The 26,709-nt window shown below is 63.9% G+C and carries 24 protein-coding genes; 19 read left to right on the plus strand and 5 right to left on the minus strand.

Features of this window, described 5'->3' with window-relative positions; genetic code table 11:
• Nucleotides 1–93: 93 nt before the first annotated feature.
• The gene (locus H3221_RS00640; RefSeq protein WP_196473641.1) at nt 94–258 is read left to right on the plus strand and encodes a hypothetical protein; all 165 of its coding nucleotides are present in this window, start codon (nt 94–96) and stop codon (nt 256–258) included.
• Nucleotides 259–362: 104 nt separating this feature from the next.
• On the opposite strand, the gene moaE is transcribed toward H3221_RS00640, so the two are convergent.
• The 4 genes from moaE to H3221_RS00660 form a co-directional block, all read right to left on the minus strand.
• Entirely contained in the window at nt 363–818 is a 456-nt protein-coding gene (moaE, locus tag H3221_RS00645; protein WP_196473642.1) for a molybdopterin synthase catalytic subunit MoaE, read from the minus strand.
• A 136-nt stretch (nt 819–954) separates the two neighbouring features.
• Nucleotides 955–1,197, minus strand: a complete 243-nt coding sequence (locus H3221_RS00650; protein ID WP_196473643.1) for a MoaD/ThiS family protein — start codon at nt 1,195–1,197, stop codon at nt 955–957.
• Nucleotides 1,194–1,670, minus strand: coding sequence for a cyclic pyranopterin monophosphate synthase MoaC (gene moaC / locus H3221_RS00655; RefSeq protein WP_116619775.1), 477 nt, complete (start codon nt 1,668–1,670; stop codon nt 1,194–1,196). The genes H3221_RS00650 and moaC overlap by 4 nt, the downstream gene beginning before the upstream one ends.
• 189 nt (nt 1,671–1,859) lie before the next feature.
• Nucleotides 1,860–3,251: a PhoH family protein gene (locus H3221_RS00660; RefSeq protein ID WP_017678167.1), complete on the minus strand. Its 1,392-nt coding sequence runs from the start codon at nt 3,249–3,251 to the stop codon at nt 1,860–1,862.
• A 506-nt stretch (nt 3,252–3,757) separates the two neighbouring features.
• Between H3221_RS00660 and yaaA the strand changes: the two genes are divergently transcribed.
• The 17 genes from yaaA to H3221_RS00745 all read left to right on the plus strand — a co-directional run bounded on the left by yaaA (nt 3,758) and on the right by H3221_RS00745 (nt 24,442).
• Complete coding sequence (yaaA, locus tag H3221_RS00665; protein WP_179575688.1) at nt 3,758–4,537, plus strand: peroxide stress protein YaaA; 780 nt, start codon at nt 3,758–3,760, stop codon at nt 4,535–4,537.
• Between the two features lie 706 nt (nt 4,538–5,243).
• Entirely contained in the window at nt 5,244–6,554 is a 1,311-nt protein-coding gene (algD, locus tag H3221_RS00670) for a GDP-mannose 6-dehydrogenase (RefSeq protein WP_196473644.1), read from the plus strand.
• Between the two features lie 51 nt (nt 6,555–6,605).
• Nucleotides 6,606–8,087, plus strand: coding sequence for a mannuronan synthase (alg8, locus tag H3221_RS00675; RefSeq protein WP_196473645.1), 1,482 nt, complete (start codon nt 6,606–6,608; stop codon nt 8,085–8,087).
• Nucleotides 8,088–8,113: 26 nt separating this feature from the next.
• Entirely contained in the window at nt 8,114–9,277 is a 1,164-nt protein-coding gene (locus H3221_RS00680) for an alginate biosynthesis protein Alg44 (protein ID WP_196473646.1), read from the plus strand.
• A 12-nt stretch (nt 9,278–9,289) separates the two neighbouring features.
• On the plus strand, nt 9,290–10,666 hold the full coding sequence (gene algK / locus H3221_RS00685) for an alginate biosynthesis TPR repeat lipoprotein AlgK (RefSeq protein ID WP_196473647.1): 1,377 nt from the start codon (nt 9,290–9,292) through the stop codon (nt 10,664–10,666).
• A gap of 14 nt (nt 10,667–10,680) precedes the next feature.
• Complete coding sequence (locus H3221_RS00690; protein WP_196473648.1) at nt 10,681–12,120, plus strand: alginate export family protein; 1,440 nt, start codon at nt 10,681–10,683, stop codon at nt 12,118–12,120.
• A gap of 11 nt (nt 12,121–12,131) precedes the next feature.
• Nucleotides 12,132–13,667, plus strand: a complete 1,536-nt coding sequence (gene algG / locus H3221_RS00695; protein WP_196473649.1) for a mannuronan 5-epimerase AlgG — start codon at nt 12,132–12,134, stop codon at nt 13,665–13,667.
• A gap of 11 nt (nt 13,668–13,678) precedes the next feature.
• Entirely contained in the window at nt 13,679–15,109 is a 1,431-nt protein-coding gene (locus H3221_RS00700; protein WP_196473650.1) for an alginate O-acetyltransferase, read from the plus strand.
• A gap of 10 nt (nt 15,110–15,119) precedes the next feature.
• Nucleotides 15,120–16,193 carry a mannuronate-specific alginate lyase gene (locus H3221_RS00705; RefSeq protein WP_196473651.1) on the plus strand — a complete coding sequence of 358 codons (1,074 nt, stop codon included), beginning with the start codon at nt 15,120–15,122 and terminating at the stop codon, nt 16,191–16,193.
• A 132-nt stretch (nt 16,194–16,325) separates the two neighbouring features.
• Nucleotides 16,326–17,777 (plus strand): MBOAT family O-acyltransferase, encoded by a 1,452-nt coding sequence (locus tag H3221_RS00710; protein ID WP_196473652.1) that lies wholly within the window; start codon nt 16,326–16,328, stop codon nt 17,775–17,777.
• A 13-nt stretch (nt 17,778–17,790) separates the two neighbouring features.
• On the plus strand, nt 17,791–18,924 hold the full coding sequence (locus tag H3221_RS00715; RefSeq protein ID WP_196473653.1) for an alginate O-acetyltransferase: 1,134 nt from the start codon (nt 17,791–17,793) through the stop codon (nt 18,922–18,924).
• A 25-nt stretch (nt 18,925–18,949) separates the two neighbouring features.
• A complete protein-coding gene (locus H3221_RS00720; RefSeq protein ID WP_196473654.1) occupies nt 18,950–19,597 on the plus strand; it encodes an alginate O-acetyltransferase AlgF in 648 nt (215 codons plus the stop codon).
• A 97-nt stretch (nt 19,598–19,694) separates the two neighbouring features.
• Nucleotides 19,695–21,131 carry a mannose-1-phosphate guanylyltransferase/mannose-6-phosphate isomerase gene (locus tag H3221_RS00725; protein WP_196473655.1) on the plus strand — a complete coding sequence of 479 codons (1,437 nt, stop codon included), beginning with the start codon at nt 19,695–19,697 and terminating at the stop codon, nt 21,129–21,131.
• A 281-nt stretch (nt 21,132–21,412) separates the two neighbouring features.
• Nucleotides 21,413–21,877 carry a multidrug transporter gene (locus tag H3221_RS00730; protein WP_196473656.1) on the plus strand — a complete coding sequence of 155 codons (465 nt, stop codon included), beginning with the start codon at nt 21,413–21,415 and terminating at the stop codon, nt 21,875–21,877.
• A gap of 184 nt (nt 21,878–22,061) precedes the next feature.
• Nucleotides 22,062–22,892, plus strand: coding sequence for an SDR family oxidoreductase (locus tag H3221_RS00735; protein ID WP_196473657.1), 831 nt, complete (start codon nt 22,062–22,064; stop codon nt 22,890–22,892).
• The gene (locus H3221_RS00740) at nt 22,889–23,257 is read left to right on the plus strand and encodes a hypothetical protein (RefSeq protein ID WP_196473658.1); all 369 of its coding nucleotides are present in this window, start codon (nt 22,889–22,891) and stop codon (nt 23,255–23,257) included. Before H3221_RS00735 ends, H3221_RS00740 begins: the two co-directional genes overlap by 4 nt.
• A 24-nt stretch (nt 23,258–23,281) precedes the next feature.
• Nucleotides 23,282–24,442, plus strand: coding sequence for an AAA family ATPase (locus H3221_RS00745; protein ID WP_196473659.1), 1,161 nt, complete (start codon nt 23,282–23,284; stop codon nt 24,440–24,442).
• A 137-nt stretch (nt 24,443–24,579) separates the two neighbouring features.
• Here the strand turns inward: H3221_RS00745 and trxB are convergent, their stop codons facing one another.
• Entirely contained in the window at nt 24,580–25,527 is a 948-nt protein-coding gene (gene trxB, locus H3221_RS00750) for a thioredoxin-disulfide reductase (protein WP_196473660.1), read from the minus strand.
• Nucleotides 25,528–25,927: 400 nt separating this feature from the next.
• Between trxB and cysZ the strand changes: the two genes are divergently transcribed.
• Entirely contained in the window at nt 25,928–26,659 is a 732-nt protein-coding gene (gene cysZ, locus H3221_RS00755; RefSeq protein WP_196473661.1) for a sulfate transporter CysZ, read from the plus strand.
• Nucleotides 26,660–26,709: the final 50 nt, after the last annotated feature.

Genomic DNA, 26,709 nt, shown 5'->3' on the forward strand with positions numbered 1-26,709 from the left:
CGCCAATCGAGTCAGACTTTAATTGCCCCAGGTCAGCCCCAAACGAGACGGCGCGACTAAGCTGTAGTCAGGACTGCGAAATGGAGAAGCGCCATGGACCACTATCACCTGATGCTGTTGCTGCTGATCGGCGGCTTCGTGCTGCTGGGCGTCGGCTTCAACTTTCGCGAGCACGAATGGGGCGTGCGCGTCCTGGGTTTGGGCGTATTGCTGATGCTGGTGCCGATTGCATTGCGGGTGCATCTGGCGTTGGCGTAACCCTGGTGCGCGCGGCGCACCCTACGGGATCATCACCAGAGACTTCGACCGAGGCGACGCGCCGCGCCGTAGGGTGCGCCATGCGCACCGGGGGATATGGGCCCCTACGGTTTCCGCCAGCGCTCGGCGGCGCTCTGGTCGCTACAGCGGCCCTCGACCCAGCGCGGGCCTTCGCGGGTGTCTTCCTTCTTCCAGAACGGCGCGCGGGTCTTCAGGTAATCCATGATGAAGTTGCAGGCATCGAACGCAGCCTGGCGATGGGCGCTGCTGGTGCCGACGAAGACGATGGGCTCGCCCGGCTCCAGGCGGCCGATGCGGTGGATGATCTCGATGCCCAGCAGCGGCCAGCGCTCACGCGCCTCATCGGCGATCTTGGCCAGAGCCTTTTCGGTCATGCCGGGGAAGTGTTCGAGGAACATGCCGCCGACTTCGCGACCTTCATTGAAGTCGCGCACGTAGCCGACGAAGGTGACCACCGCACCAATGCCGAGGTTGGCGGCATGCAGGGCGTTGAGCTCGGTGCCGGGGTCGAAGGGTTGGGCCTGGACGCGGATGGTCATGCGATGTGTCCGTTCGGTAGGGCTTTGGAGCGGTGGGCTAAAGCGGAACGCCGCCCGGCCCACCCTACGGTGTCACTAATCTGTGGGAGGGGCTTCAGCCGCGACAACGAACGCGGAGCAGCGGCTAACAGCAGCATCAACCACCGGTAACGGTGGGGAAGAAGGCGACTTCATCGCCTTCGGTCAGCGGTTCGTCGAGGCTGCACAGTTCCTGGTTGCGCGCGCACATCAGGTTTTGCTCGCCCAGCACTTCCCATTCGCCGCCACGGGCCAACAGGTGCAGGCGCAGGTCGTCGAGGGTGGCGAAATCGCCGCTGAGTTGTTCATCGTCACGGCCCAGGGCTTCACGGTAGCGGGCGAAGTACTGCACGCGGATCATGCTTGTTCCTCCAGCTTGTAGTGACCGCTCTTGCCGCCGAGCTTTTCCAACAGGCGTACCTGTTCGATGACCATGCCGCGATCCACGGCCTTGCACATGTCATAGAGGGTCAGCGCGGCGACGCTGGCGGCCGTCAGTGCTTCCATCTCGACACCGGTTTGTCCGGACAGTTTGCAACGCGCGGTGATATGCACGGTGTCGTCACCCTCTGCACTCAGCTCGACCTTGACGCCGGTGAGCATCAGCGGATGACAAAGAGGGATCAGATCGCTGGTCTTCTTCGCGGCCTGGATGCCGGCGATACGCGCCACGGCAAACACATCGCCCTTGGGATGCTCACCGGCGACGATCATCTGCAGGGTGGCAGGCAACATGCGCACGCGCGCTTCGGCAGTGGCTTCGCGGAAGGTGGTCGCCTTGTCAGTGACGTCGACCATGTGCGCGCGGCCTTGGGAATCGAGGTGGGTCAGCACGGGAAAGCTCCAGACGGGAATCGACCGATTGTAAACCTGCAAGTCAGGATTTCGTAGCCCGGATGAAATCCGGGGCCACGGCGACAAAAATTCCCGGATTTCATCCGGGCTACGGGCTGAAAACGAAGACCCGGAGCCCTTGCAGGCTCCGGGTCTTCTTTGTTGTTACTTGTAGTTTGCAGCTTGTAGCTACATGTGGGTTTCCGCGTACTCCGCGAGGATCGAGCGCGGTACGCCCTGCAGGGTGATGTGTACGCCGTGCGGGAAGTCCTTGAAACGTTCGGTGAGGTAGGTCAGACCCGAGCTGGGCGCGGACAGGTAGGGGGTGTCGATCTGCGCCAGGTTGCCCAGGCACACCACTTTAGAGCCATTGCCGGCACGGGTGATGATGGTCTTCATCTGGTGCGGGGTGAGGTTCTGGCATTCATCGATGAGGATCAGGCTCTGCTGGAAGCTGCGCCCGCGGATGTAGTTGAGTGATTTGAACTGCAGCGGCACCTTCTGCAGGATGTAGTCGACGCTGCCGTGGGTGCTCTCGTCCTCCATATGCAGCGCTTCGAGGTTGTCGGTAATCGCGCCGAGCCAGGGCTCCATCTTCTCCGCCTCGGTGCCGGGCAGGAAGCCGATTTCCTGATCCAGCCCCTGCACGCTGCGGGTGGCAATGATGCGCCGGTAGCGCTTGCTGACCATGGTCTGCTCGATGGCCGCAGCCAGCGCCAGGATGGTCTTGCCAGAACCGGCGGCGCCGGACAGGTTGACCAGGTGAATGTCCGGGTCGAGCAAGGCGAACAGCGCCAGCGCCTGGTGGATGTCGCGCGGTTTCAGGCCCCAGGCTTCCTGATGCAGCAGCGGCTCCTGATGCATGTCGAGGATCACCAACTCGTCGCCCTTGATCGCTTTGATCCAGCCGACGAAGCCCTGTTCATCGAGGATGAACTCGTTGACGTGAACCGCCGGCAGGTTGTCGATCAGTTGCACGCGATGCCAGGTACGGCCGTGGTCCTGACGGGTGTCGACCTTGCTCACGCGATCCCAGAACGAGCCGGGCATGTCGTGATACCCCTTCGACAGCAGCGAGACGTCATCGACCAGTTGGTCGGTGTGGTAGTCCTCGGCGTCGATACCGCAGGCGCGCGCCTTCAGGCGCATGTTGATGTCCTTGGTCACCAGCACCACGGACAGGCCGGGGTTGCGCGACTTCAGCTCCACCAACTGGTTGATGATCTTGTTGTCGTTGAGGTTCTCCGGCAGCCAGGTCACCGGTGCCGCACTTTTGCTCATGAGGATGGAAAGACGACCGCAGGGGCCGCTCTTGCCGCGCTGGATGGGAACCCCGTACTCGACGTCCTCGGGCTCCGCCCCGGCGAGGATCTGGTCGATCAGGCGGATGGCCTGGCGACATTCGGCGGCGACGCCGTGCTTGCCGGACTTCAGTTTGTCGAGTTCCTCCAATACGGTCATCGGGATGGCGACGTGGTGTTCTTCGAAGTTGAGCAAGGCGTTGGGATCGTGAATCAGGACGTTGGTGTCGAGAGCGTAGAGGGTTGGAGCGGTGGGCTTGGAGCGTCCGTGGTCATCCATACGTCGGTCACCTTCTTGTAGTAGCCAGACGACGCAATACCTGGGGCGGTGCTGCGCCGGACAGAGACCGCCGACTTTTTCAGGTCGGGGCCGAAAGGTGGCAAGCAAGGTGAGGGCCAATGGCCGCCACCTGTCTGCAGGTTTCGGCGGTCTTGCTTTTTAGATACTCCAAAAAACATGACAGGCAAAAGAACTTTTCAGCTTTTTGAACTTTATTTTTAGCATCGACGAAAAGCGCTTGGCGCCCCTGCAGGACACCGTTAAAGTCCGAAGTCCTACCTGCAGTAACTCGCCTCGCTCACCCGCCCCCGTATGCAGCATGCCGCGCCATCAAGGTGCATCATCACCACGCATCTGCTGTCTTGCCGGGGCCGGAGTCGGTTCATCCGCGAGCAGAGCTCGCGCCTACAACAACAGCACAGTGGTGCTTCTCAATCACCCCGATAGGTGGTCTTGCCGTCCCCTGACCTCTAGAATCGCCGTCACGCTTTCTGGAGACTCCGCACATGCTGATGGTGATTTCACCGGCCAAGACCCTCGACTACGAGACGCCGCCTGCCACCCCGCGCTTCACCCAACCCGAACACCTCGACCACGCCCAGGAACTGATCGCCCAGTTGCGCGACTTCAGCCCGGCGCAGATCGCCGAGCTCATGCATCTGTCGGACAAGCTCGCCGGCCTTAACGCCGCCCGTTTCGGCAGCTGGGAGCGACCGTTCAACCCGTCCAACGCCAAGCAGGCGCTGCTGGCATTCAAGGGCGACGTGTACACCGGGCTGAACGCCGAGGATTTCTCCGAAGAGGATTTCGACTTCGCCCAGACTCATCTGCGCATGCTTTCCGGCCTCTACGGTGTGCTGCGCCCGCTGGACCTGATGCAGGCCTATCGCCTGGAGATGGGCACCAAGCTGGCCAACGGGCGCGGCAAGGATCTGTACGCCTTCTGGGGCGAGCGCATCAGCGGCTGGCTGAACGAAGCGCTGGCCGCCCAGGGCGATGACGTGCTGCTGAACCTGGCCTCCAACGAGTACTTCGGCGCGGTCAAGCGCAAGGCGCTGAACGCCCGCCTCATCGATACCGAGTTCAAGGACCTGAAGAACGGCCAGTACAAGATCATCAGCTTCTACGCCAAGAAGGCCCGTGGCCTGATGGCGCGTTACGTGATCAAGGAGCGTCTGACCAACCCAGAAGGTTTGAAAGACTTCAACTACCAGGGCTATCGCTATTCGGCCGAGCATTCCAAGGCCGACAGCCTGGTTTTCCTGCGCGACCAGCCGCAAGACTGACCTCTACACCGGCCAACCCATGCACCGCTCATCGGTTGCTGCATGGGTTTGGTCGCTGCGCTTGCCGATCCCCTCCTTCCTCGCCCTGCCGCTCCGTTGCGCCCTGAGCGCTGCGCTTGAGAAAAATTCCCTCGCCGTTGCGTTTGATTCTCAAAACCTGTTTGGCATCACAGTTTCAGCGCGCGTGCACTTTCCACAGAACTTATTGCCCCGTTAAGTTATCCGATAGTTTCGAGTGCATTAATGGACATATTGCCATCATGCATTTTGCAACTTGCCATTACATTGCAATCAAAATACCCGTTCAGCTCCGGTTCAGCTTCAGGACGAACGGTAGGAACTATCCGAAAGGGCCGCTACTCATACAGCCCGTAACACATTTCAATACATAACTTTCCAATCACTTGAACCTGCCAGATAGCGAATTAACGTTCGCCGGACAGCTTCACCCAAAGAAAAGTTCGTGTATTTCAAAGGGAGATATAGCAACCCGCCACAGTACCGAGATAGAGGCCTCAAGCGAGGCGGCAGCGACAACATCAAAGGGCCACCTTTCAATATAAAGGCCCACATTTGGTGCCACTTCCGGCGCCCCACTCTATTTATGCCTGAATGAACTTGCTCATATTAAATCAGCACGTTCACGGACTAGCTTTGGCCATAAGGCCAGTATTTGAAACTGCATCGAACGGACGAGGTTAATACCATGCGAATCAGTATCTTCGGGTTGGGTTATGTAGGTGCCGTTTGTGCCGGCTGTTTGTCGGCACGGGGTCACGACGTGATTGGCGTGGATATCTCCGCGAACAAGATCGACCTGATCAACAACGGTAAATCGCCCATCGTTGAACCGGGTCTGGAAGAACTGCTGCAACAGGGTCTGCGTCAGGGTCGCCTGCGCGGCACCACCGACGTCGCCGCTGCCGTTCTGGAAAGCGATGTGTCGTTCATCTGCGTCGGCACGCCGAGCAAGAAGAACGGCGACCTGGAGCTGAACTACATCGAGGGCGTGTGCCGCGAGATCGGCATGGCCATGCGCGACAAGAACGAGCGCCACACCGTTGTGGTACGCAGCACCGTGCTGCCAGGCACCGCCAAGAACGTGGTACTGCCGATTCTCGAAGACTGCTCGGGCAAGAAGGCGGGCGCCGACTTCGGCCTGGCAGTGAACCCCGAGTTCCTCCGCGAAAGTACCGCGATCAAGGACTACGACTTCCCGCCGATGACCGTCATCGGTGAGCTGGACACCGCCTCCGGCGACCTGTTGGCCAGCCTCTACGAAGAACTCGACGCACCGATCATCCGCAAGGACATCGAGGTCGCCGAGATGATCAAGTACACCTGCAACGTCTGGCATGCGGCCAAGGTCACCTTCGCCAACGAGATCGGCAACATCGCCAAGGCCGTCGGCGTCGACGGCCGCGAGGTGATGGACGTGGTCTGCCAGGACCACAAGCTCAACCTGTCCAAGTACTACATGAAACCCGGCTTCGCCTTCGGCGGCTCCTGCCTGCCCAAGGACGTGCGCGCGCTGAACTACCGCGCCGGCAGCCTGGACGTGGAAGCACCGCTGATCGGTTCGCTGATGCGCAGCAACGCCGCCCAGGTGCAGAAGGCCTTCGACATCATCGCCAGCCACGACTCGCGCAAGGTCGCCCTGCTCGGCCTGAGCTTCAAGGCCGGTACCGATGACCTGCGCGAAAGCCCGCAGGTGGAGCTGGCGGAAATGCTCATCGGCAAGGGTTTCGACCTGAGCATCTACGACCGCAACGTCGAGTACGCGCGCGTGCACGGCGCCAACAAGGACTACATCGAGTCGAAGATCCCGCACGTCTCCTCGCTGCTCAACAGTGACCTGGACGACGTGGTGGCCAAGGCCGACATCATCGTCCTGGGTAACAGCGACGAACGCTTCGCCAAGCTGGCCGAGCAGGCGCCGAGCGGCAAGCGGGTGATCGACCTGGTCGGCTTCATGCCCCACGCCAGCAATGGTGTGGCCGAAGGCATCTGCTGGTAAGGACCCGAACGTACCTGTACGCCCAGCGCGTGCAGGTACTCGGAGACGCATATGGACAAGCTCAAGAACGGCCTCAACCAAGCCAGCGGCTGGATGCTCTATCTCAGCCTGCTGATGCTGCTGGCACTGGCTCTGCCACGCACGGTGTTCGACCCCGAGTCGCGGGACTTCCTCCTGCTCATCGGTATCGTCGGCATCTGGCGCTATTCCATGGGCGCCATGCACTTCGTGCGCGGCTGCCTGTTCCTTTACCTGGTGTACCCCTGGTATCGCCGCAAGGTTACAAAACTCGGCAAGGACGCCGACCCCTCTCATGTGTTCCTGATGGTCACCAGCTTTCGTATCGAGGCGCTGACCACCGCCATGGTCTACCGCTCGGTGATTCGTGAGGCCATCGACTGTGGCTACCCAACCACGGTGGTGTGTTCGATCGTCGAGCTCTCCGATGAGTTGCTGATCAAGAACCTCTGGGCTCAGGCCGAGCCGCCGGCACATGTCACCCTGGACATCGTGCGCATTCCCGGCACCGGCAAGCGTGATGGCCTGGCCCATGGTTTTCGCGCCATCTCCCGGCAGATGCCGGACCGCGATGCGGTGGTGGCGGTGATCGACGGCGACACCGTGCTCGAGCCTGACGTGGTGCGCAAGTGCGTGCCCTGGTTCAAGCTGTTCCCCAATGTCGGCGGGCTCACCACCAACGAGTTCTGCGAGGTGCGCGGCAGCTACATCATGAGCGAGTGGCACAAGCTGCGCTTCGCCCAGCGCCACCTCAACATGTGCTCGATGGCCCTGAGCAAACGTGTGCTGACCATGACCGGGCGCATGTCGGTGTTCCGCGCCAGCGTGGTGACCGACCCCGAGTTCATCCGCGACGTGGAAAGCGATCACCTGGAGCACTGGCGCCTGGGCCGCTTCCAGTTCCTCACCGGTGACGACAAGTCCAGCTGGTACAGCCTGATGCGCTTGGGCTACGACACCTTCTACGTGCCGGATGCGGCGATCAACACGGTCGAGCACCCGCCGGAGAAGAGCTTCATCAAGGCCAGCCGCAAGCTGATGTTCCGCTGGTACGGCAACAATCTGCGGCAGAACTCGCGCGCCCTGCGTCTGGGCATGGGTCGCCTCGGCGCCTTCACCAGCCTGGTGCTGTTCGATCAGCGCGTGTCGATGTGGACCTGCCTGCTGGGTCTGTGCGTGGCGATCATCGCCAGCATCAAGTACAGCCTGATGTACCTGCTGATCTACCTGCTGTGGATCGGCACTACGCGGCTGATCCTGACGCTGCTGCTGATGCTCTCCGGCCACCGTATCGGTCCGGCCTACCCGGCGCTGCTCTATTACAACCAGATCGTCGGCGCGATCGTGAAGATCTACGTGTTCTTCCGCCTCGACCAGCAATCCTGGACGCGCCAGAACACCAAGCTCAATCGCGGCCTGTCCAGCTTCGCCAACTGGTTCAACAGCTGGTCGTCGCGTGCCATGACCTTCTCTGCCTCCTGTGTCTTCATCGCCGCGCTGCTGGCGCTGGTGTGACCGTACTCGAATAGGAATTAGCCACCATGAACTCAGTCGCCAATCACAACGTCGTCCATGAGTCCGAGGCCCAGCGCCAGCACGCCCGCGTCAAGCTGCCGGGGCGTCTGCGCTTCACCAATGCCAAGGGCGAACGCATCGATGCGCGTCTGCAGGATGTCTCTGCCGGCGGTTTCAGCTTCACCAACGAGAAGACCACGCACAAGGTCGGTGATTTTCATCGCGGCCAGTTGCAGTTCCAGCTCGACAGCCTGGTGCTGGGCCTGGACGTGGAGTTTCAAGTCAACTCGGTACAGCCCGAGCACAACCGCGTCGGCTGCCAGTTCCATGGCGTCGGCGCACGCGAAACCGCGGCCCTGCGCCACCTGATCAGCGCGCACCTGGCTGGCGAGCTGGTCAACGTCGGCGAAGTGCTGCACATCCTCCAGCGCGACAACTTCACCAAGGCACGCAAGAACGGCGGTGGCGGCGGCATGGGCATGTTCGGTCGCCTGCGCGCGGTGACGTTCAGCGGCGCGATCTTCCTCATCGGTCTGGCCGCCTTCGGCTATATCGGCAAGTCGATCTACGGCCTGTACTTCGTCACCCACGCACAGTCGGCGCAGATCAGCCTGCCGGCGCTGCAGGTGACCATGCCGCGTGAAGGCAGCGTGCAGAGCCTGGCGCAGCCCGATGGCATCGTCGAGAAAGGCGCGCCGATCGCCACCTTCACCACCAGCATGCTGGAAATGCTCAAGGGGCACCTGGGTGACGATCAGCTCGAACCGAGCCAGATCGAAGCGCTGTTCGCCCGTGAGATGCAGGGCACTCTGACCAGCCCATGCAACTGCAAGATCTCTCGCCAACTGGTGGCCGACGGTCAGTTCGCCAGCAAGGGCGACGTGATCTTCGAACTGGTGCCGCAGGACGGCATCGCCACCGTTGCCGCCAGCTTCCCCTACCGCCATCTGGAACAGGCGCGCCCCGGCACGCCGGTGACCTTCAAGGTGGCCGGCGAAGACCAGGCGCGTCACGGCGAGATCGTCAGCAGCGCCCTGCATGACGGCGGCCTGAGCTCGGACATCCGCGTGGTGATCAAGCCCCAGGAAACCCTGCCGGCCAGCCTCGCCGGGCAACCGGTGGATGTGGTCATCGACCGTGGCCCGTCGCTGGGCTGGCTGGTCGATCGCGCCGTCGCTGCCGGGCGATAAGGGGGTCACGCCGTGAGCATGCTCCTTCTTCGCCCCACGCTGCTCGGCCTCGCCGTCAGCGCCACGCTGGCCGGTTGCGCCGGCCTGCCGGATGAGCGCCTGGCGCGTGAAGCCTTGCACAGCGGCGACCAGCAGACGGCCGAATGGCATTTCCGCCAGCTTGCCGAAATGGGCTACAGCGACGCGCAGATCGGCCTGGCCGACATCTATGCAGCGGGTGGCCAGACCCAGGACCTGGATGAAGCCGAGCGCATCTACCGCCAGGCCCTGGACGGCTCGCCACGGGCCGAGGCGCGCCTCGGCAAGCTGCTGGCGCGCAAGCCCGGCAGCAGCCTGGCCGAGCGCCAGGAGGCCGCCGAGCTGCTGGAAAGTGCCGCCCAGGCCCGCGAGCCCAGTGCGCTGCTGCCGCTGACCGAACTCTACCTGTTCTACCCACAGGACTTTCCCGCCATGAACCTCGCGCAACGTATTCAAGACTGGCGCCAGCAGGATCTGCCGCAGGCAGAACTGGCGCAGATTCTTCTGTATCGCACCGATGGTACCTACGACCAGCATCTGGGTGAGATCGAGCGCATCTGCCAGGCGCGCCTGGCCAGCAACGACGCCTGCTACGCCGAGTTGGCCACGGTCTACCAGAAGCAGAACCGCGAAGACGACCGCCAGGCGCTGATCGAGCAACTGCTGGCGGGTTACCGCGCCGGCACTGTCTCGCCCAACCAGGTCGACTCCGTGGCTCAGGTCCTCAGCGACCCTGAGGTCGGCCAACCGCAACCGCAGCAGGCACAGGAGCTGCTCGAAGCCATCGCACCGAACTATCCGGCCGCCTGGGTCAGCCTGGCGCGCCTGCTCTACGACTATCCGGCGCAAGGCGATATCGACACGCTGCTCGGTTATCTGGACAAGGGCCGCGAGGCAGCCCTGCCACGCGCCGAATTGCTACTCGGGCGCCTGTACTACGAAGGCAAGTTGCTGCCGCAGCAACCGAAGAAAGCCGAAGCGCATCTGCGCAAGGCCGCGCCCAGCGAACCCAGCGCCAATTACTACCTGGGGCAGATCTACCTGCGCGGCTACCTCGGCGAGGTCTACGCCCAGCAGGCGCTCGACCACCTGCTCAGCGCTGCGCGCGCCGGCCAGCTCAGCGCCGACTTCGCCCTGGCGCAGATGTTCAGCCAGGGTCGCGGGGTCAAGCCCAACCCGGTCAACGCCTACGTATTCAGCCAACTGGCTCTGCCACGCAACACGCCGCCGACCGTCGAGCTGGCGCATGCGGTGGCCGAGAGCCTGACCCCGGCACAACTGGCCGAAGGCCAACGCCTGCTGCGCGAAGAGCGCGATGCCCGCGGCATCGTCTTGCAGCAGCAGGCCGCCCTGCAGGTCAGCCAGCCATGAACAAGGATGCACGCATGCAGTTAAACCGTATTGCCAGCCAGCTCGGCCTCAGTGCCAGCCTGCTGGCGGCCAGCGCCGCCTGGGCGGCGGATGCGCCGAAGCATTTCGGCCTGGATGTGAAGATCACTGCGCAATCGGAAGACGACCGCGACCTCGGTACCCGCGAAGGTGGCGACGTCAGCGGTATCGGTCTCGATGTGCGCCCCTGGGCCTACGGCGAGCGCGGCGACTGGAGCGCCTTCGCCATGGGCCAGGCAGTTACCGCCACCGACACTATCGAAACCGACCCGCTGCAGGATGACGGCGAAGACAGCACGCAGCGCAGCGACGCGCGCCAGCCGGACAAGAGCTACCTGGCCATGCGCGAATTCTGGGTCGATTACGCCGGCCTCACCGCCTACCCGGGCGAGCACCTGCGCGTCGGTCGTCAGCGCCTGCGCAGTGACGAAGGCACCTGGTGGGACACCAACATCGAAGCGGTCAACTGGCGCTTCGATACCACCCTGTTGCAGGCCAACGTCGGCATCGCCGAGCGCTTCTCCGATTACCGCACCGATCTCGACGACCTGGCGCCCGAAGACGAAGACCGCCAGCATTTCTTCGCCGGCCTCGACTACCAGTGGACGCCCGGACACCGCATCGGCACCAAGCTGCACCACAGCCGCGACGACGGTCGCCTGGCCAATCCCGGCGAGCGCGTCGACGAGCTGAGCAAGCGCTACACCGGTGACCTGACCTGGTTTGGCCTGCACGCCGACGGCGGCTTCTTCGAACGCAATTCACGCAACCGCCTCAACTACTGGGCGCAGCTGACCTGGTTGCAGGGCGATACTGACCAACTGCAGCAGCAGGTGGTCGGCAGCGACCGCATCGCCACCGGCTCGCGCAGCCAGGACGTCGACGCCTGGGCCATGGACCTGGGCCTGCGCTACAGCCTCGATGAAAACTGGAAGATCGGCGCCGCCTATGCCCGTGGCAGCGGCGGTGGCGACGAGGACAAGTCGCGCCAGTTCATGCAGACCGGCCTGCACAGCAACCGCGCCAATTTCACCGGCGTCGAATCGCGCCTGCACCGCTACGGCGAGGCCTTCCGAGGCGAGCTCTCCAACCTGCAGGTGGCCAGTGCCTTCAGCGCCTGGCAACTGGGCGAGGACTACGACGCCAGCGTCGTCTACCACCGTTTCTGGCGCGTCGATGGCGATCAGGACGTCGGCGACAGCGGCATCACCGCGCCGCTAGTGGCTGGCGAGAAAGACATCGGCCAGGAAGTCGACCTGGTGCTGACCCGCTATTTCAAGCAGGGCCTGCTGCCGGCCACCGTTGCTGAACAACTGGATGATCGCTCGGCCCTGGTGCGCCTGCGCGCTGGCGTATTCCTGCCCGGCGACGCCTACGGCAGCGGCACCGACTCGGTGATGCATCGCGCGTTCGTCGACTTCATCTGGCGCTTCTGAGGGATCGGATCATGCAACCCAACGGCTTAGCCCTACCCCTGCTGCTCGGCGCACTGTGCCTCACGGTGCCCCTGGCCCAGGCCAACCCGACGCAGCACCAGTTCGACTACCGCGTACGCAGTGCACCAGCTGACGAACTGCATATGGAAGCGCCCACCCTGCCGGATCTGTCCGGCTACACCAAGGAGGCCGTGCTGGCCAGGATCCCGCGTGACAAGCGCGGTCAGGTGGTGGTGCGGCGCATGCTGCGCCAGGACGCGCTGAAGGACTTCACCGGCGGCAACGAGCGCCTGCGTGAGTGGATCAAACGCCAGCAAGGCATGCCCCAGGCGATCTTCATCGAAGGTGGCCTGGTCACCGCCCAGGACATCGCCAAGGCGCTGCCTGACAGCCAGTTTGCCGAGCAGGAACCGGGCGTGTACCTCGCCCGTCTGCCCATCGTCGTGGCAGAAGGCGCGGCGCTGCATGTCGGCAAGGACACCCGCGAACTGCGCCTGTCGCAAGAGCGCGGCGCGTTCCTGGTCAACGACGGCCTGATGTTTCTCACCGACACCCGCGTCACCGCGTGGCGCGAGGCCGACAACGGCCCGGCGACCCTGCGCGACGACGGCAAGGAGTTCCGCCCGTTCCTGGTGTCCTGGGGCGGCAGCGAGCTGTACATCGCCAGCAGCGTGCTGACCAGCCTGGGCTACGACAACTCCAAGTCCTATGGCGTGTCGATCACCCAGTACACGCCGAACATGCATGAGCGCCTGCAACGTGAAGAACCGACCGGCTGGCTGATCGATTCGGAGTTCGTCGACCACTGGTACGGCTTCTACTGCTACGAAGCGCAGAACGTCGTGATCAAGGGCAACACCTACCGCGACAACATCGTCTACGGCATCGACCCGCACGACCGCTCGCACGGCCTGATCATCGCCGAGAACACCGTGTACGGTACGAAGAAGAAGCACGGCATCATCATCTCGCGCGAGGTCAACGACAGCTGGATCTTCAACAACGAGAGCTACGACAACAAGCTCTCCGGGGTGGTCATCGACCGCAACAGCGAGCGCAACCTGATCGCCTACAACCGCGTGCATGGCAATCATGCCGACGGCATCACCCTGTACGAGAGCGGCGACAACCTGCTGTGGGGCAACCAGGTGCTGCGCAACCAGCGCCACGGCATCCGCATCCGCAACAGCGAGAACATCCGCCTGTACGACAACGTCTCGGCGATGAATCAGCTCACCGGCGTGTACGGCCACATCAAGGACCTGTCCGACACCGACCGCGACCTGCAGCTGGACCCGTTCGACACCAAGATCTCGATGATCATCGTCGGCGGCACCCTGGCCGGCAATGGCTCCAGCCCGATCAACATCGACTCGCCACTTTCCGTCGAGCTGTACCGCGTGAAGATGCTCGCGCCGCGCAAGAGCAGTGGCATCCAGCTCGCCGGCATCCTCGGCGAGAAGCAGGACGAAATCCTCGACCTCATGGTGCGCCAGCGCCTGCCCGTGCTGATCGACCCAATCGATCCCGAGCTGATGACCAACTGACGAGGCCTCTAATGACTGCACACACACTCAAGACCCTGGCCCTGGCAGTGACCTGCGCCGCCTTCGGCAGCACCCTGCAAGCCGAAGAGCGCCAGGCACCGCACTACCAGGTGGAAGATTGCTGCTCGCTGTGCCCGGCTGCGCATGACGCCAGCCGCTACACCACCAACTACATGAAGAACTTCGTCACCCTGATGGATGCCGATGAGGGCTGGCTGTTTCGCAGCGTCGAAGACCTGCGCACCGAGTTCGGCACCAGCGAAATCGGCTACCAGCGCCTCAAGGAACTGCGTGACGGCCTCAAGCAGCGCGGCGTGGAACTGGTGGTGGTCTATCAACCGACCCGCGGCCTGGTCAATCGCAGCAAGCTGCGCCCGGCCGACTATCAGCGCTTCGACTACGACAAGGCACTGCGCAACTATCGCCAGGCGCTGACCCGCTTCGAACAGCTGGGTATCTGGGTGCCGGATCTGGCCTCGCTGACCGACGAGGACAGCGACAAGGCGTTCTACTTCCGCCGCGACCAGCACTGGACACCCTACGGTGCCGAGCGCACCGCGCGTCTGGTGGCCGAGACGGTCAAGCGCATCCCCGGCTTCGAAGACATTCCGCGCAAGGAGTTCGTCACCGAGCGCGTCGGCCTGATGGGCAAGACCGGCACCATGCAGAACGTCGCCAGCCAACTGTGTGGCACCGGTTATGCGGTGCAGTACGTCGATCAGTTCATCACCGAGCCGAAGAATGCCAGCGATGGCGACGCGCTGTTCGGCGACGACAGCAGCCCACAGATCACCCTAGTCGGCACCAGCCACAGCGGCAAGAACTACAACTTCGGCGGCTTCCTGGAGCAGTACCTGGGCACCGACGTGCTCAACGCCGCCTTCCCGGGTGGCGGCCTGGAGGGTGCGATGCTCGAGTACCTGGCCAGCGATTCGTTCCAGAACGACCCGCCGAAGGTTCTCATCTGGGAATTTTCGCCGCTCTACGACCTGGCCTCGGACAAGATCCACCGCCAGTTGATGGCCTCCTTGAACAACGGCTGCAGCGGCCAGACCGAGCTGCTCGCCAGCGAGAAACGCCTGCATCCGGGCAGCAACGAAATTCTCGTCAACGGCCAGAACAAGCTGCTGACCCTGGCCGGCAATCGCCACCAACTCGACCTGCGTTTCAGCGATCCGTCGGTCAAGCGCGTCGACGCCACCATCTGGTACCTCAACGGCCGCCGCGAACAGCTCAAGCTGGAGAAACCCAACACCGTCGACACCGACGGCCGCTTCGCCGTCGAACTGCGTGACGAGCCGGGCTGGGGTGAGCAGAACTTCTTCGCCCTGGAAATCCAGAAGCCCGAGGACAGCGCCGACGACCTGAAAGTACAGGCCAGCCTGTGCCAACGCCCGAGCGGGCCTGGCCAGCAGGTCGCGCAGCATCACGCGAACGACTGAGGAGGCCACCATGCCTGCACGACTCGCACCTTTGACCCTTGTGGCGCTGCTGCTCAGCGCCCCGGCCTTCGCCGCGCTGCAACCGCCGGCGGGTTACTACGCCGCGGTGGGCCAGCGCGACGGCAAGGCGCCCGCCTGCCCGGCGGTACCGCAGCCCTACACCGGTGAATTGCAGTTCACCAGCAAGTACGAGGGCTCCGACAGCGCGCGCGCCACGCTCAATCGCCAGGCGGAGAAGAACTTCCGCGAGCAGACCGCGCACATCACCCGTCTGGAAAAGGAGGCCGGGCGGATGATCACCGGCTACATGCGTACCGGTCAGCGCGAGCGCCTGGAATGCGCCATCGAATGGCTGGACCAGTGGGCCAGCGCCGATGCGCTGGAGTCCGAGCAGTTCAACCACACCGGCAAGTCGATGCGCAAATGGGCGCTCGGCAGCCTGGCCGGCGCCTGGCTACGCCTGAAATTCTCCGAGTCACAGCCGCTGGCCGCCTACCCGCAGCAGAGCGCACGCATCGAAGCCTGGTTCACCCGCCTGGCCGAACACACGGTGCGCGAATGGAGCGACCTGCCGCTGAAGAAGATCAACAACCACAGCTACTGGGCTGCCTGGTCGGTGATGGCGGTGGCGGTGATCGATGATCGCCGCGATCTGTTCGACTGGTCCGTAGGCCAGTTCCGCATCGCTGCCAATCAGGTCGACGACGAAGGCTACCTGGCCAACGAGATGCGCCGCAGCCAACGCGCCCTCGCCTACCACAACTACGCCCTGCCGCCGCTGGCGATGATTGCGGCATTTGCCGAAGCCAATGAAGTCGACCTGCGTGGCGAGAACCATGGTGCCCTGCAGCGCCTGGCCGAGCGCGTGCTGCAAGGCGCGCGCGACCCGGCTGCGTTCGCCCAGCGCACAGGCTCCAAGCAGGACATGAGCGAGCTGCGCAAGGACTTCAAGTACGCCTGGCTGGCGCCCTACTGCAGCCTCTATGCCTGCAGCGAAGAGACCCGCGAACTGAACCAGGAGATGGGGCCGTTCAACAGCTTCCGCCTCGGTGGCGAAGTGACCCAGGTGTTCGGAAAGCCGTAGGAGCCGGCTTGCCGGCGATGCTTTTAAAAGCTGGTCGCTGGCAGGCCAGCGCCTACGGACGTAGCAAAAACAAACCCTCCGCTCGCGGGGGGAAAGGGGGGCGCTGCCCCGGCTGTTCACGGAGAAGCACGGATGGTCTTTTCATCCAACGTCTTTTTGTTCCTGTTCCTGCCGATCTTCCTCGGCCTGTACTACCTGTGCCCGAATCGCGGGCGCAACCTGCTGATCCTGATCGGCAGCTACGCCTTCTATGCCTGGTGGCGGGTGGATTTCCTCCTGCTGTTCGCGGCGGTGACGCTGTGGAACTACGTCTTCGGCCTGCGCATCCAGGCGCATGCCGGCACCGAGAAGGCGCGCCGCTGGGTGGTGGCCGGGGTGATCGGCAACCTGGCCACACTGGGCTATTTCAAGTACGCCAACTTCGGCGTGGCCAACATCAACGCCGTGCTCGAATCCTTCGGTCTCGAGCCCTTCGTGCTGACGTCGGTCATCCTGCCGATCGGTATTTCCTTCTACATCTTCCAGTCGATCAGCTACCTGATCGACGTGTACCGCAGGGACACCGAACCGACGCGCAACCTGATCAACTTCGCCGCGTTCATCGCTCTGTTTCCCCAGCTGATCGCCGGCCCGGTGCTGCGCTACAAGGATCTGGCCGACCAGTTCACCGACCGCACGCACAGCCTCGACAAGTTCAGCGAAGGCGCCACGCGTTTCATGCAGGGCTTCGTCAAGAAGGTGTTCATCGCCGACAGCCTGGCGCCGCTGGTGGACCATTGCTTCGCCCTGGAAAACCCCAGCACCGGCGACGCCTGGCTGGGCATGATCGCCTACACCGCGCAGCTGTACTTCGACTTCTCCGGCTACAGCGACATGGCCATCGGCCTGGGCCTGATGATGGGCTTTCGCTTCATGGAGAACTTCAACCAGCCCTATATCAGCCAGTCGATCACCGAGTTCTGGCGGCGCTGGCACATCAGCCTGTCCACCTGGCTGCGTGACTACCTCTACGTGCCGCTGGGCGGCAACCGTCACGGCACCTTCAACACCTACCGCAACCTGTTTCTGACCATGCTGCTGGGCGGTTTCTGGCATGGCGCCAACTGGACCTTCCTGATCTGGGGCGCCTGGCACGGCACCTGGCTGGCCATCGAACGGGCGCTCGGCGTGAAAGCCGCACCGACTGTGTTCAACCCGCTGAAATGGGCCTTCACCCTGCTGCTGGTGATGCTCGGTTGGGTGATCTTCCGTGCCGAGAACCTGGAGGTGGCCGGGCGCATGTACGCCGCCCTGTTCAGTTTCGGTGATTGGCACCTGAGCGAGCTGACCCAGGCGCACCTCACCGGGCTGCAGATGGTCACGCTGGTACTGGCCTGGGTGGTGATCGCCGTCAACGGCGCCCGCCAGTTCCTTGCCAGTCGGAGCCATGAACCGGGCCTGACGCTGGCCAGCGCCGGTGTCGCCCTGCAGGCCGTCGATCTGCGCATGGTGGCCGTGCGCGGCGCCCTGCTGCTGCTGTTCTGCGCCTCGCTGCTCAAGCTCTCGGCGCAGAGCTACTCCCCCTTCCTGTACTTCCAGTTCTGAGCGGAGGCCGAGCATGAATCGCCCCATCAAGACCCTGTATGTCGCGCTGTTCGCCCTGCTGCTGTTGCCCGTCAGCCTGCTCGCCCTGAGCAAGCTCGGCGCCTACCGCATGCCGGCGCAGCCGAGCGTGCTCGACGGCGGCCTGGCCAAGAGCATCGAGCATCACTACGACGAGAACTTCCCGCTCAAGCAGGCCGGCATCAACCTCTGGGCCGCCCTCGAGTACCTGGCGTTCGGCGAAGGCCGCAGCGGCCTGGTGGTCGGCGAAGACGGCTGGCTGTACTCGGACGAAGAGTTCGATCCCGTGGCCGACGGTCAACGCCAGCTACGCGACAACCTGGCGCTGATCCGTGGCGTACAGCGCCAGCTGGAAGAACGCGATATCCAGTTGCTGCTGGCCATCGTCCCGGCCAAGACCCGTCTGTACCCGGAGCACACCGGCAGCCATCGCCCCAGCGCGCTGCAGCGCAGCCTGTACCCGCGTTTTCACCGCGCGGTGCGCAATGCCGGGATCGCCGCGCCGGACCTGCTCGGCCCGCTGCAGGCGGCCAAGCGCGAAGCGCCGATGTTCCTGCGCACCGACACCCACTGGACGCCGCAAGGTGCCGACGTGACCGCACGCGCCCTGAGCGAGGTGGTGCACAGCGCCATGCAGCTGCGTGGCGAGCCGCAGCAGTTCGTCACCGAGGCCGTGGAAACCCGCTCGCACCAGGGCGACCTGACCCGCTTCCTGCCGTTGGCGCCGCTGTTCGAAAGCCTGATGCCACAAGCCGACCGCCTGCAGCAGCGCGAAACCCACGCCGCCGAAGGCAGCGGCGACGACCTGTTCGGCGACAGCGACCTGCCGGTGACGCTGGTCGGTACCAGCTACAGCGCCAACCCGGCCTGGAACTTCGCGGGTGCCCTGCGTGAACACCTGCAACGCGACCTGGCCAACCACGCCGAGGAAGGCGGCGGCCCACTGGTACCGATGCTCAAGTACCTGCAAAGCGAGGACCTGAAGAACAACCCGCCACAGCTGGTGATCTGGGAATTCCCCGAGCGCTACCTGCCGATGGCCAGCGATTTCACCGATTTCGACCCGCAATGGCTCACCGCACTCAAAGACGGCGGCGAGCGCCAGGGGCTGGCTGCTGCCAGTCACTGATTCATCCCCCAAGGAGGACTATCCGATGAACACTCAAACCACTCTGCGTCGTTTCACCCTGAGCGCCTGCGCCCTGGCCCTGGGCCTCGGCATGCTTCAGGCGCATGCCGATGACGGTGCCCTCTACGGGCCCAAGGCACCCAAGGGTTCGGCCTTCGTCCGTGCCTATAACGCCAGCAGCACCGAACTCGATGTCAGCGTCGGCCAGACCCAGCTCAAGCAAATCTCGCCACTCGGCTCGAGCGACTTCAAGTTCCTCCCGGCCGGCAGCTATCAGGCCCAGGTGGGTAGCGCGCAGATGCCGGTGGAGCTGCAGGCCGCGCGTTACTACACCCTGGTCAGTCAGACCGGCGCCAAGCCGCGCCTGGTCGAGGAACCGCCCTTCACCAGCCGGCAGAAAGCCCTGCTGCGCGTGCAGAACCTGACTGACAGCACCCTCAGCCTGAAAACCGCCGACGGCAAGACCGATGTGGTCGCCGATGTAAAGCCGGACGGCCGTGGCGACCGCGAGATCAACCCGGTCAAGGTCGGCCTGGCGCTGTTCGACGGCGAACGCAAGGTCGCCGACCTGAAACCGGTCACGCTGGAACGCGGCGAAGTGGTCAGCCTGTTCGTCACCGGTGGTCAGGGCAAGTTGTCGCCGGTGTGGGTCAAGCGCCCCATCGACGGTTGATGCAGTGAGTTTCTAGAACAAGGAAAACGGCGGGTACACGCCGCACCGACACGACACGGGCAAACCACTTGATCAATCGTTCAGGAGAGACACAACCATGACCCCCATCATCCTATCCGGTGGCAGCGGCTCGCGACTCTGGCCTCTTTCGCGCAAGCTGTATCCCAAGCAGTTCCTCGCCCTGACCGGTGAGCAGACGCTGTTCCAGCAGACCCTGCAGCGCCTCTCCTTCGACGGCATGCAACCGCCCGTGCTGGTGGCCAACCAGGAGCACCGCTTCATCGTGCTCGAGCAACTGGAGCAGATCGGTCAGCAGACGCAAATGCTGCTGCTCGAGCCGTTCGGCCGCAACACCGCCCCCGCCGTGGCCATGGCCGCCCTGCAGCTGGTCGCCGAAGGTCGTGACGAACTGATGCTGGTGCTGCCGGCCGATCACGTACTGGACGACCAGCAAGCCTTCCGCCAGGCCCTGGCACTGGCCACCGTGGCCGCCGAAAAAGGCGAGATGGTGCTGTTCGGCGTACCAGCCGACCGCCCGGAAACCGGCTACGGCTACATCCGCGGCCAGGCTGATGGCGACCTGCCCGATGGCGTGGCGCGCGTCGCCAGCTTCGTCGAAAAACCCGACGCCCAACGCGCCACCGAGTATGTGAACAGCGGCGACTATTACTGGAACAGCGGCATGTTCCTGTTCCGCGCCAGCCGCTTCCTCGAAGAGCTCAAGCATCACGATGTGGACATCTACGACACCTGCCTGCTGGCCCTGGAACGCAGCCAGCGCGACGGCACGCAGATTTCCATCGACCCGGCCACCTTCGCCTGCTGCCCGGACAACTCCATCGACTACGCGGTGATGGAGAAGACCAGCCGCGCCTGCGTGGTGCCGCTCGCCGCCGGCTGGAACGATGTCGGCAGTTGGTCGTCGATCTGGGAAGTGCATGACAAGGACGACGCCGGCAACGTGACCAAGGGCGACGTGGTGCTCGAGGACAGCCGCAACTGCCTGATCCACGGCAATGGCAAACTGGTTTCGGTACTGGGCCTGGACGACATCGTCGTGGTGGAAACCAAGGACGCCATGATGGTGGCGCACAAGGACCGCGTGCAGGACGTCAAGAAACTGGTCGGCAAGCTCGACGCACAAGGACGCTGCGAGACCCAGAACCACTGCGAGGTGTATCGCCCGTGGGGCTCGTACGACTCGGTGGACATGGGCGGTCGCTTCCAGGTCAAGCACATCACCGTCAAGCCGGGCGCGCAGCTGTCGCTGCAAATGCACCACCACCGCGCCGAGCACTGGATCGTGGTGTCCGGTACGGCCAAGGTGACCTGCGACGACCGTGAGTTCCTGCTCACCGAGAACCAGTCCACCTACATCCCGATGACCTCGGTGCACCGCCTCTCCAACCCGGGCAAGATCCCGCTGGAGATCATCGAGGTGCAGTCCGGCACCTACCTGGGCGAAGACGATATCGAGCGCCTGGAAGACGTGTACGGCCGCAGCGATGCGCTAGCCGCTGGCGCCGCCCACTGAGCGGCTCGTAGCCGGATGCAATGCGGGTCGATCTCGGCCCCGGATTGCATCCGGGCTACGCCCCGGTTCATCCAAGGCATGCGCAACGAACTCCCCTCTCCCATTCATGGGAGAGGGGTTGGGGGAGAGGGCAGAAGATGCCACGCCGTTGCAGGTTCTGCCTTTCCCTGCCCCTTTCCCGCCAGATGAAGGAAGCTGTCACACCCTGCGACAGCCCACGCGGTTACCCTGACCTGACACCTTGTGTAGGATGAACGCAGACTTCGCAAAAGGCTGCCCTCATGCTGTTCGGTGTCGTACTCGTCATCACCTGGCTGATCCTGCTGATCCGCTACCCGACCAAGGCGCTGCCAGTGTCCATGGCCGCGCTGGTCGGTCTCGGCCTGGTGGCCACCTGGGTGCTCTGGCAGGAAACTCGCGATGAGCGCTACCTCGCCCATCTCGAACTGCGCCTTGGCTACGACCCGCAACGCTGTCCCGCCGATCGCCCTTTGGCCATCGACCTGAAGAACGGCAGCGACGCCGCCCTGCTGGAGCTGCGCTGGGAAGTCGCTGCCTACCGTCCCGGCAATGCCACCAACCTGGCCCAGCGCCTCTACGAATCGCCGCGCTACAGCGGCCCCGGTGAATTGCTGCCGGGCGCCAGCTGGAGCGACTGCATGCCCCTGCCCGATCTGCGCAGCGGCTATCGCCCGGCTACGCTGGAGTTTCGCGCCGAACGTCTGCAGGGCAAGTTCATTCGCTGACACCTGCTACATGCCTGACGCAGGAGCGCCAACTCCGTAGCCCGGATGCAATCCGTGGAAGTTGCCTGTGACGGTTCCCGGATTTCATCCGGGCTACGAAACACGTGCGCCACCACCTCGAGCACTCCCCCAACATCCCCAGCCTGCTAAGCTGCAGCCCCATCTCGTCTCAGGGAATCCCGCCATGCCTCAACCCAGCGTCCTCATAACCGGCTGCTCCAGCGGTATCGGCCGCGCCCTGGCCGACGCCTTCAAGGCGGGTGGCTACGCCGTCTGGGCCACGGCGCGCAAGGAGAACGACCTCACCGCCCTCGAACAGGCCGGCTTCAACGCGGTGCAGCTCGACGTCAATGATGGCGAGGCGTTGCAGCAACTGGCCGCACGCCTGAACGAGGAAATCGGCGGCCTCGATGTGCTGATCAACAACGCGGGCTACGGCGCCATGGGCCCACTGCTCGACGGCGGTGTGGACGCGATGCAGCGGCAATTCGAAACCAATGTGTTTTCCATCGTCGGCGTCACCCGCGCGTTCTTCCCGCTGCTGCGCCGCAGCCGCGGTCTGGTGGTCAATATCGGCAGCGTTTCCTCCGTACTGGTGACGCCCTTCGCCGGTGCCTACTGCGCCTCCAAGGCTGCCGTGCATGCATTGAGCGACGCGCTGCGCATGGAGCTGGCGCCGTTCTCCATCGAGGTGATGGAAGTGCAGCCCGGCGCCATCGCCTCCAGCTTCGGCGCCAACGCCAGCCAGCAGGCCGAGGCGCTGATCCGCGAGGATTCGCCCTGGTGGCCGCTACGCGATGGCATCCGCGCCCGCGCCAACGCCTCGCAGGACAACCCGACCCCGACCAGCGAGTTCGCTGCGCAACTGCTGGCCGCCGTGCAGCGTGACAAGCGCCCGCGCCTGTTGCGCCTGGGTAATGGCAGCCGCGCCCTGCCACTGCTTGCCACGCTGCTGCCCAAAACCCTGTTACAACGGGTACTGAGCAAACGCTTCGGCCTGGTACAAAGCCTGTGAGCCAGAGCCTGCAACTGCGCTACTACGCGGCTGCGGGAATAGTCGTGGCCATCGTGCTGAACCTGCTGCTGCGCACCTTCGTGCGCCTGGGCGGCGTGTTCACCACATTGCTGATCGCCGCCGCCATCGCCGCCGGCCTGGCGCTGGTGTTTCACTGGCGCCAGGGGCGCGCGCCGAGCAGCGCCGAGCGCTGGCGCTTCATCCTGCTCTATGGCGGCGTGCTCGGGCTGCTCTATCTCGGCCTGCTGGGCATGATGTATCTGCAGGACACGCCCAGCCCCATGGGCCTGTTTCTCTTCAGCCTGCATTACCTGTGCTACCCCGTGCTGGCCTGGCTGGCGTTTTCGCCACGCCATGGTCGCTGATCGTTTTGTCAGGATGACTCCGCCATGCTGCACACCCTCGCCGTCGCCAACTACCGCTCGATCAACAGTCTGGTGCTGCCGCTGGGCCGGCTCAACCTGATCACTGGCGCCAATGGCAGCGGCAAGTCCAACCTCTACCGCGCGCTGCGCCTGCTGGCGGAAACCGCGCAAGGTGGCGTGGTCAACGCGCTGGCACGCGAAGGCGGGCTGGAATCGAGTTTCTGGGCCGGACCGGAGAACATTTCCCGACGCATGCGCAGCGGTGAGGTGCCCGTGCAGGGCGGCCCACGGCAGAACGTGATGCGCCTGCGCCTGGGCTTTGCCGGCGAGGATTTCGGCTACGCCATCGCCCTTGGCCTGCCCGAGCCAAGCAACTCGGCCTTCGCTCTCGACCCACAGATCAAGCGCGAGTGCATCTGGGCTGGCGCCCGCTACCGCCCTGCCTCGCTGCTGGTGGATCGCGCCGGGCCCATGGTGCGCATGCGCGAAGGTCGCAGCTGGCAGGTACTGGCCCAGCACGTGCCGAACTACGACAGCCTGTTCGACCAGATCGGCAACGACCCGAATTGCCCGGAAGTCTTCCAGTTGCGCGAAACCATCCGCCGCTGGCGCTTCTACGATCACTTTCGCAGTGATGCCGACGCGCCGGCGCGCCAGCCGCAGCTGGGCACGCGCACGCCGGTGCTGCATCACGATGGCCGCGACCTGGCCGCCGCGCTGCAGACCATCCGCGAAATCGGCGACCGCGAAGCCCTGAACGCCGCCATCGACGACGCCTTTCCCGGTAGCCGCCTGCATATCGATTTTCAGGCCGGCGGGCGCTTCGCCGTGGAGCTGCGCCAGGAAGGTTTGCTGCGCCCGTTGAGCGCAGCCGAGCTGTCCGACGGTACGCTGCGCTACCTGCTGCTGGTGGCCGCCCTGCTCACGCCACGGCCACCATCGCTGATGGTGCTCAACGAACCGGAAACCAGCCTGCACCCGGATCTGCTGCCTGCACTCGGGCGCCTGATCATCGCCGCCTCGAAGCACACGCAGGTTTGGGTCGTCTCTCACGCCAGCCGGTTGATCGCCACGCTCAAGGAGAGCCCGGAGTGCAACACCCTGGAATTGGACAAACAGCTCGGCCAGACCTGCATTCGTGGCCAGGGCATGCTCGACGAGCCGCCCTGGCATTGGCCGGATTGAGACGTCCGCATCGCCCATAGGGTGTCGCGGGGCCGCCTAGGCTGCGCGCGCCGACGTCCGATGCCCCGTCATCAATGAATGACTACGCACCTGCAGAACGCGGTGCGCACGGCGCACCCTACGGGAGCTAACCGGCCTTAGAGTCCGTCGAGGTAACGCTCGACATCCAGCGCCGCCATGCAGCCGGCACCGGCCGAGGTAATCGCCTGGCGATAAATCGAATCAGCCACGTCGCCCGCAGCAAACACGCCGGGAATGCTGGTCGCGGTAGCATTGCCCTCGCGCCCGCCGTTGACCACCAGGTAGCCGTCCTTCAGCGCCAGCTGGCCTTCGAACAGGCTGGTATTGGGGGTATGGCCGATGGCGACGAACAAACCATCGACCCTCAACTCGCGGTAAGCGCCGCCATACTGTTTCAGGCGCACGCCTGTGACGCCGCTGGCATCACCCAGCACCTCGTCCACCTCGGCATTGAGCTGCAGTTCGATCTTGCCCTCGGCCACGCGCTCCTGCAGCTTGTTCTGCAGAATCTTCTCGGCCCGGAATACATTACGGCGATGGATCAGGGTCACCTTGCTGGCGATGTTGGCCAGGTACAGCGCCTCCTCCACGGCGGTGTTGCCGCCACCGACCACCGCCACCTCGCGGCCTCGATAGAAGAAGCCATCGCAGGTCGCGCACGCCGAAACGCCGCGCCCCATGAACGCTTCCTCACTGGGCAAGCCCAGGTAACGCGCACTGGCGCCGGTGGCGATGATCAGCGCGTCACAGTGATAGGTAGCACTGTCGCCAACGAGAGTGAAGGGCTTGCCGGCGAGGTCCACGGCGTTGATATGGTCGAAGACGATCTCGGTCTCGAAGCGCTCGGCATGCTCCTGCATGCGCTGCATCAGCACCGGCCCGGTGAGGCCGTGAGGATCGCCCGGCCAGTTATCCACTTCCGTGGTGGTGGTCAGTTGGCCACCGGCCTGTATGCCGGTGATCAGCAGCGGTTTCAGATTGGCGCGGGCGGCATACACCGCTGCGCTGTAACCGGCAGGACCGGAACCCAGAATGATGACGCGGGCATGACGAACGGCAGACATCGCTAACTCCTCGCAGGCCCACAGGGCCGGCAGGCCAGATAAAAAGGGACTCTCGAAGCACTAGGGGAAGGCTTGGAAGGGTGAGAGCCCCGCAAAAGGAAAGCCCTAAGGAAACACTGAAAAGGCCGTCATGCCCGCGCAGGCGGGCATCCAGAACCTACGAATCACCTGAGCTCCCGCCTTCGCGGGAGTGACGATGAATGGCTTTTTTCAGGAAATCCCTGAAGGGAAACTGGACGCAAGGCTATCGGGGCGGCCTGCGAAGCGGAAATACCCATTACCAATTCCGCGAATAGAATCCGCCTATTGCCGTCGGGGTTGAACCTTGCTGCATGGCTGAACTTTCACCGCGCGGGCAAAGTCGGTATGGTCGCGCGCATCAACCACTCAGGAGACCACCATGCCCGCCGCTCCCGTCCTGTCCGGCCCGCAATACCTGCGAGAAGGCCTGAAACTGGTACTCAGCCCTGGTCTGCGCCTGTTCGTGTTGCTGCCGCTTACGGTCAACCTGCTCCTGTTCGTCACCCTGATCAGCTTTGCCGTGCAGCAATTCAGCGGCTGGGTCGATACCTTCATGCCCACACTGCCGAGCTGGCTGAGCTTTCTGCAGTACATCCTCTGGCCACTGTTCGTGGTGCTGGTGCTGCTGATGGTGTTCTTCACCTTCACCATGCTGGCCAACATCATCGCCGCGCCGTTCAACGGTTTTCTCGCAGAGAAGGTGGAGGTGGTGGCGCGCGGTGAAGATCACTTTCCGCCATTCAGCTGGGCCGAACTGGCGGCCATGGTGCCGCGCACCATGGGCCGCGAGATGCGCAAGCTGGCGTACTTCCTGCCGCGCGCCATCGGCCTGCTGATCCTCAGCTTCATCCCGGTGGTGAACCTGATCGCTGCGCCGCTGTGGCTGCTGTTCGGCGTGTGGATGATGGCCGTGCAGTACATCGACTACCCGGCGGACAACAACAAGATGAGCTGGCAGGACATGCTCGCCTGGCTGCGCGAGAAACGCTGGCAGAGCCTGAGCTTCGGCGGCATCACCTACGCCGCGCTGCTGGTGCCGGGGCTGAACATCCTGATGATGCCCGCCGCCGTGGCCGGCGCGACGCTGTTCTGGGTGCGTGAGCGCAGCTAGCGACATCACAAAACCGCAACACACTCGTCACAGTCATTACATGGCACAGG

The sequence above is a fragment of the Pseudomonas chaetocerotis genome (genome assembly GCF_015712105.2).
In the GTDB taxonomy this organism is placed as follows: domain Bacteria; phylum Pseudomonadota; class Gammaproteobacteria; order Pseudomonadales; family Pseudomonadaceae; genus Aquipseudomonas; species Aquipseudomonas chaetocerotis.

Excerpts from the sequence above, each read along its gene's own strand:
- H3221_RS00640 (WP_196473641.1), top strand. The coding sequence starts at position 94 with ATGGACCACTATCACCTGATGCTGTTGCTGCTGATCGGCGGCTTCGTG.
- moaE (WP_196473642.1), bottom strand. The coding sequence starts at position 818 with ATGACCATCCGCGTCCAGGCCCAACCCTTCGACCCCGGCACCGAGCTC.
- H3221_RS00650 (WP_196473643.1), bottom strand. The coding sequence starts at position 1,197 with ATGATCCGCGTGCAGTACTTCGCCCGCTACCGTGAAGCCCTGGGCCGT.
- H3221_RS00660 (WP_017678167.1), bottom strand. The coding sequence starts at position 3,251 with ATGGATGACCACGGACGCTCCAAGCCCACCGCTCCAACCCTCTACGCT.
- yaaA (WP_179575688.1), top strand. The coding sequence starts at position 3,758 with ATGCTGATGGTGATTTCACCGGCCAAGACCCTCGACTACGAGACGCCG.
- algD (WP_196473644.1), top strand. The coding sequence starts at position 5,244 with ATGCGAATCAGTATCTTCGGGTTGGGTTATGTAGGTGCCGTTTGTGCC.
- alg8 (WP_196473645.1), top strand. The coding sequence starts at position 6,606 with ATGGACAAGCTCAAGAACGGCCTCAACCAAGCCAGCGGCTGGATGCTC.
- H3221_RS00680 (WP_196473646.1), top strand. The coding sequence starts at position 8,114 with ATGAACTCAGTCGCCAATCACAACGTCGTCCATGAGTCCGAGGCCCAG.
- H3221_RS00690 (WP_196473648.1), top strand. The coding sequence starts at position 10,681 with ATGCAGTTAAACCGTATTGCCAGCCAGCTCGGCCTCAGTGCCAGCCTG.
- algG (WP_196473649.1), top strand. The coding sequence starts at position 12,132 with ATGCAACCCAACGGCTTAGCCCTACCCCTGCTGCTCGGCGCACTGTGC.
- H3221_RS00700 (WP_196473650.1), top strand. The coding sequence starts at position 13,679 with ATGACTGCACACACACTCAAGACCCTGGCCCTGGCAGTGACCTGCGCC.
- H3221_RS00705 (WP_196473651.1), top strand. The coding sequence starts at position 15,120 with ATGCCTGCACGACTCGCACCTTTGACCCTTGTGGCGCTGCTGCTCAGC.
- H3221_RS00710 (WP_196473652.1), top strand. The coding sequence starts at position 16,326 with ATGGTCTTTTCATCCAACGTCTTTTTGTTCCTGTTCCTGCCGATCTTC.
- H3221_RS00715 (WP_196473653.1), top strand. The coding sequence starts at position 17,791 with ATGAATCGCCCCATCAAGACCCTGTATGTCGCGCTGTTCGCCCTGCTG.
- H3221_RS00720 (WP_196473654.1), top strand. The coding sequence starts at position 18,950 with ATGAACACTCAAACCACTCTGCGTCGTTTCACCCTGAGCGCCTGCGCC.
- H3221_RS00725 (WP_196473655.1), top strand. The coding sequence starts at position 19,695 with ATGACCCCCATCATCCTATCCGGTGGCAGCGGCTCGCGACTCTGGCCT.
- H3221_RS00730 (WP_196473656.1), top strand. The coding sequence starts at position 21,413 with ATGCTGTTCGGTGTCGTACTCGTCATCACCTGGCTGATCCTGCTGATC.
- H3221_RS00735 (WP_196473657.1), top strand. The coding sequence starts at position 22,062 with ATGCCTCAACCCAGCGTCCTCATAACCGGCTGCTCCAGCGGTATCGGC.
- H3221_RS00745 (WP_196473659.1), top strand. The coding sequence starts at position 23,282 with ATGCTGCACACCCTCGCCGTCGCCAACTACCGCTCGATCAACAGTCTG.
- trxB (WP_196473660.1), bottom strand. The coding sequence starts at position 25,527 with ATGTCTGCCGTTCGTCATGCCCGCGTCATCATTCTGGGTTCCGGTCCT.
- cysZ (WP_196473661.1), top strand. The coding sequence starts at position 25,928 with ATGCCCGCCGCTCCCGTCCTGTCCGGCCCGCAATACCTGCGAGAAGGC.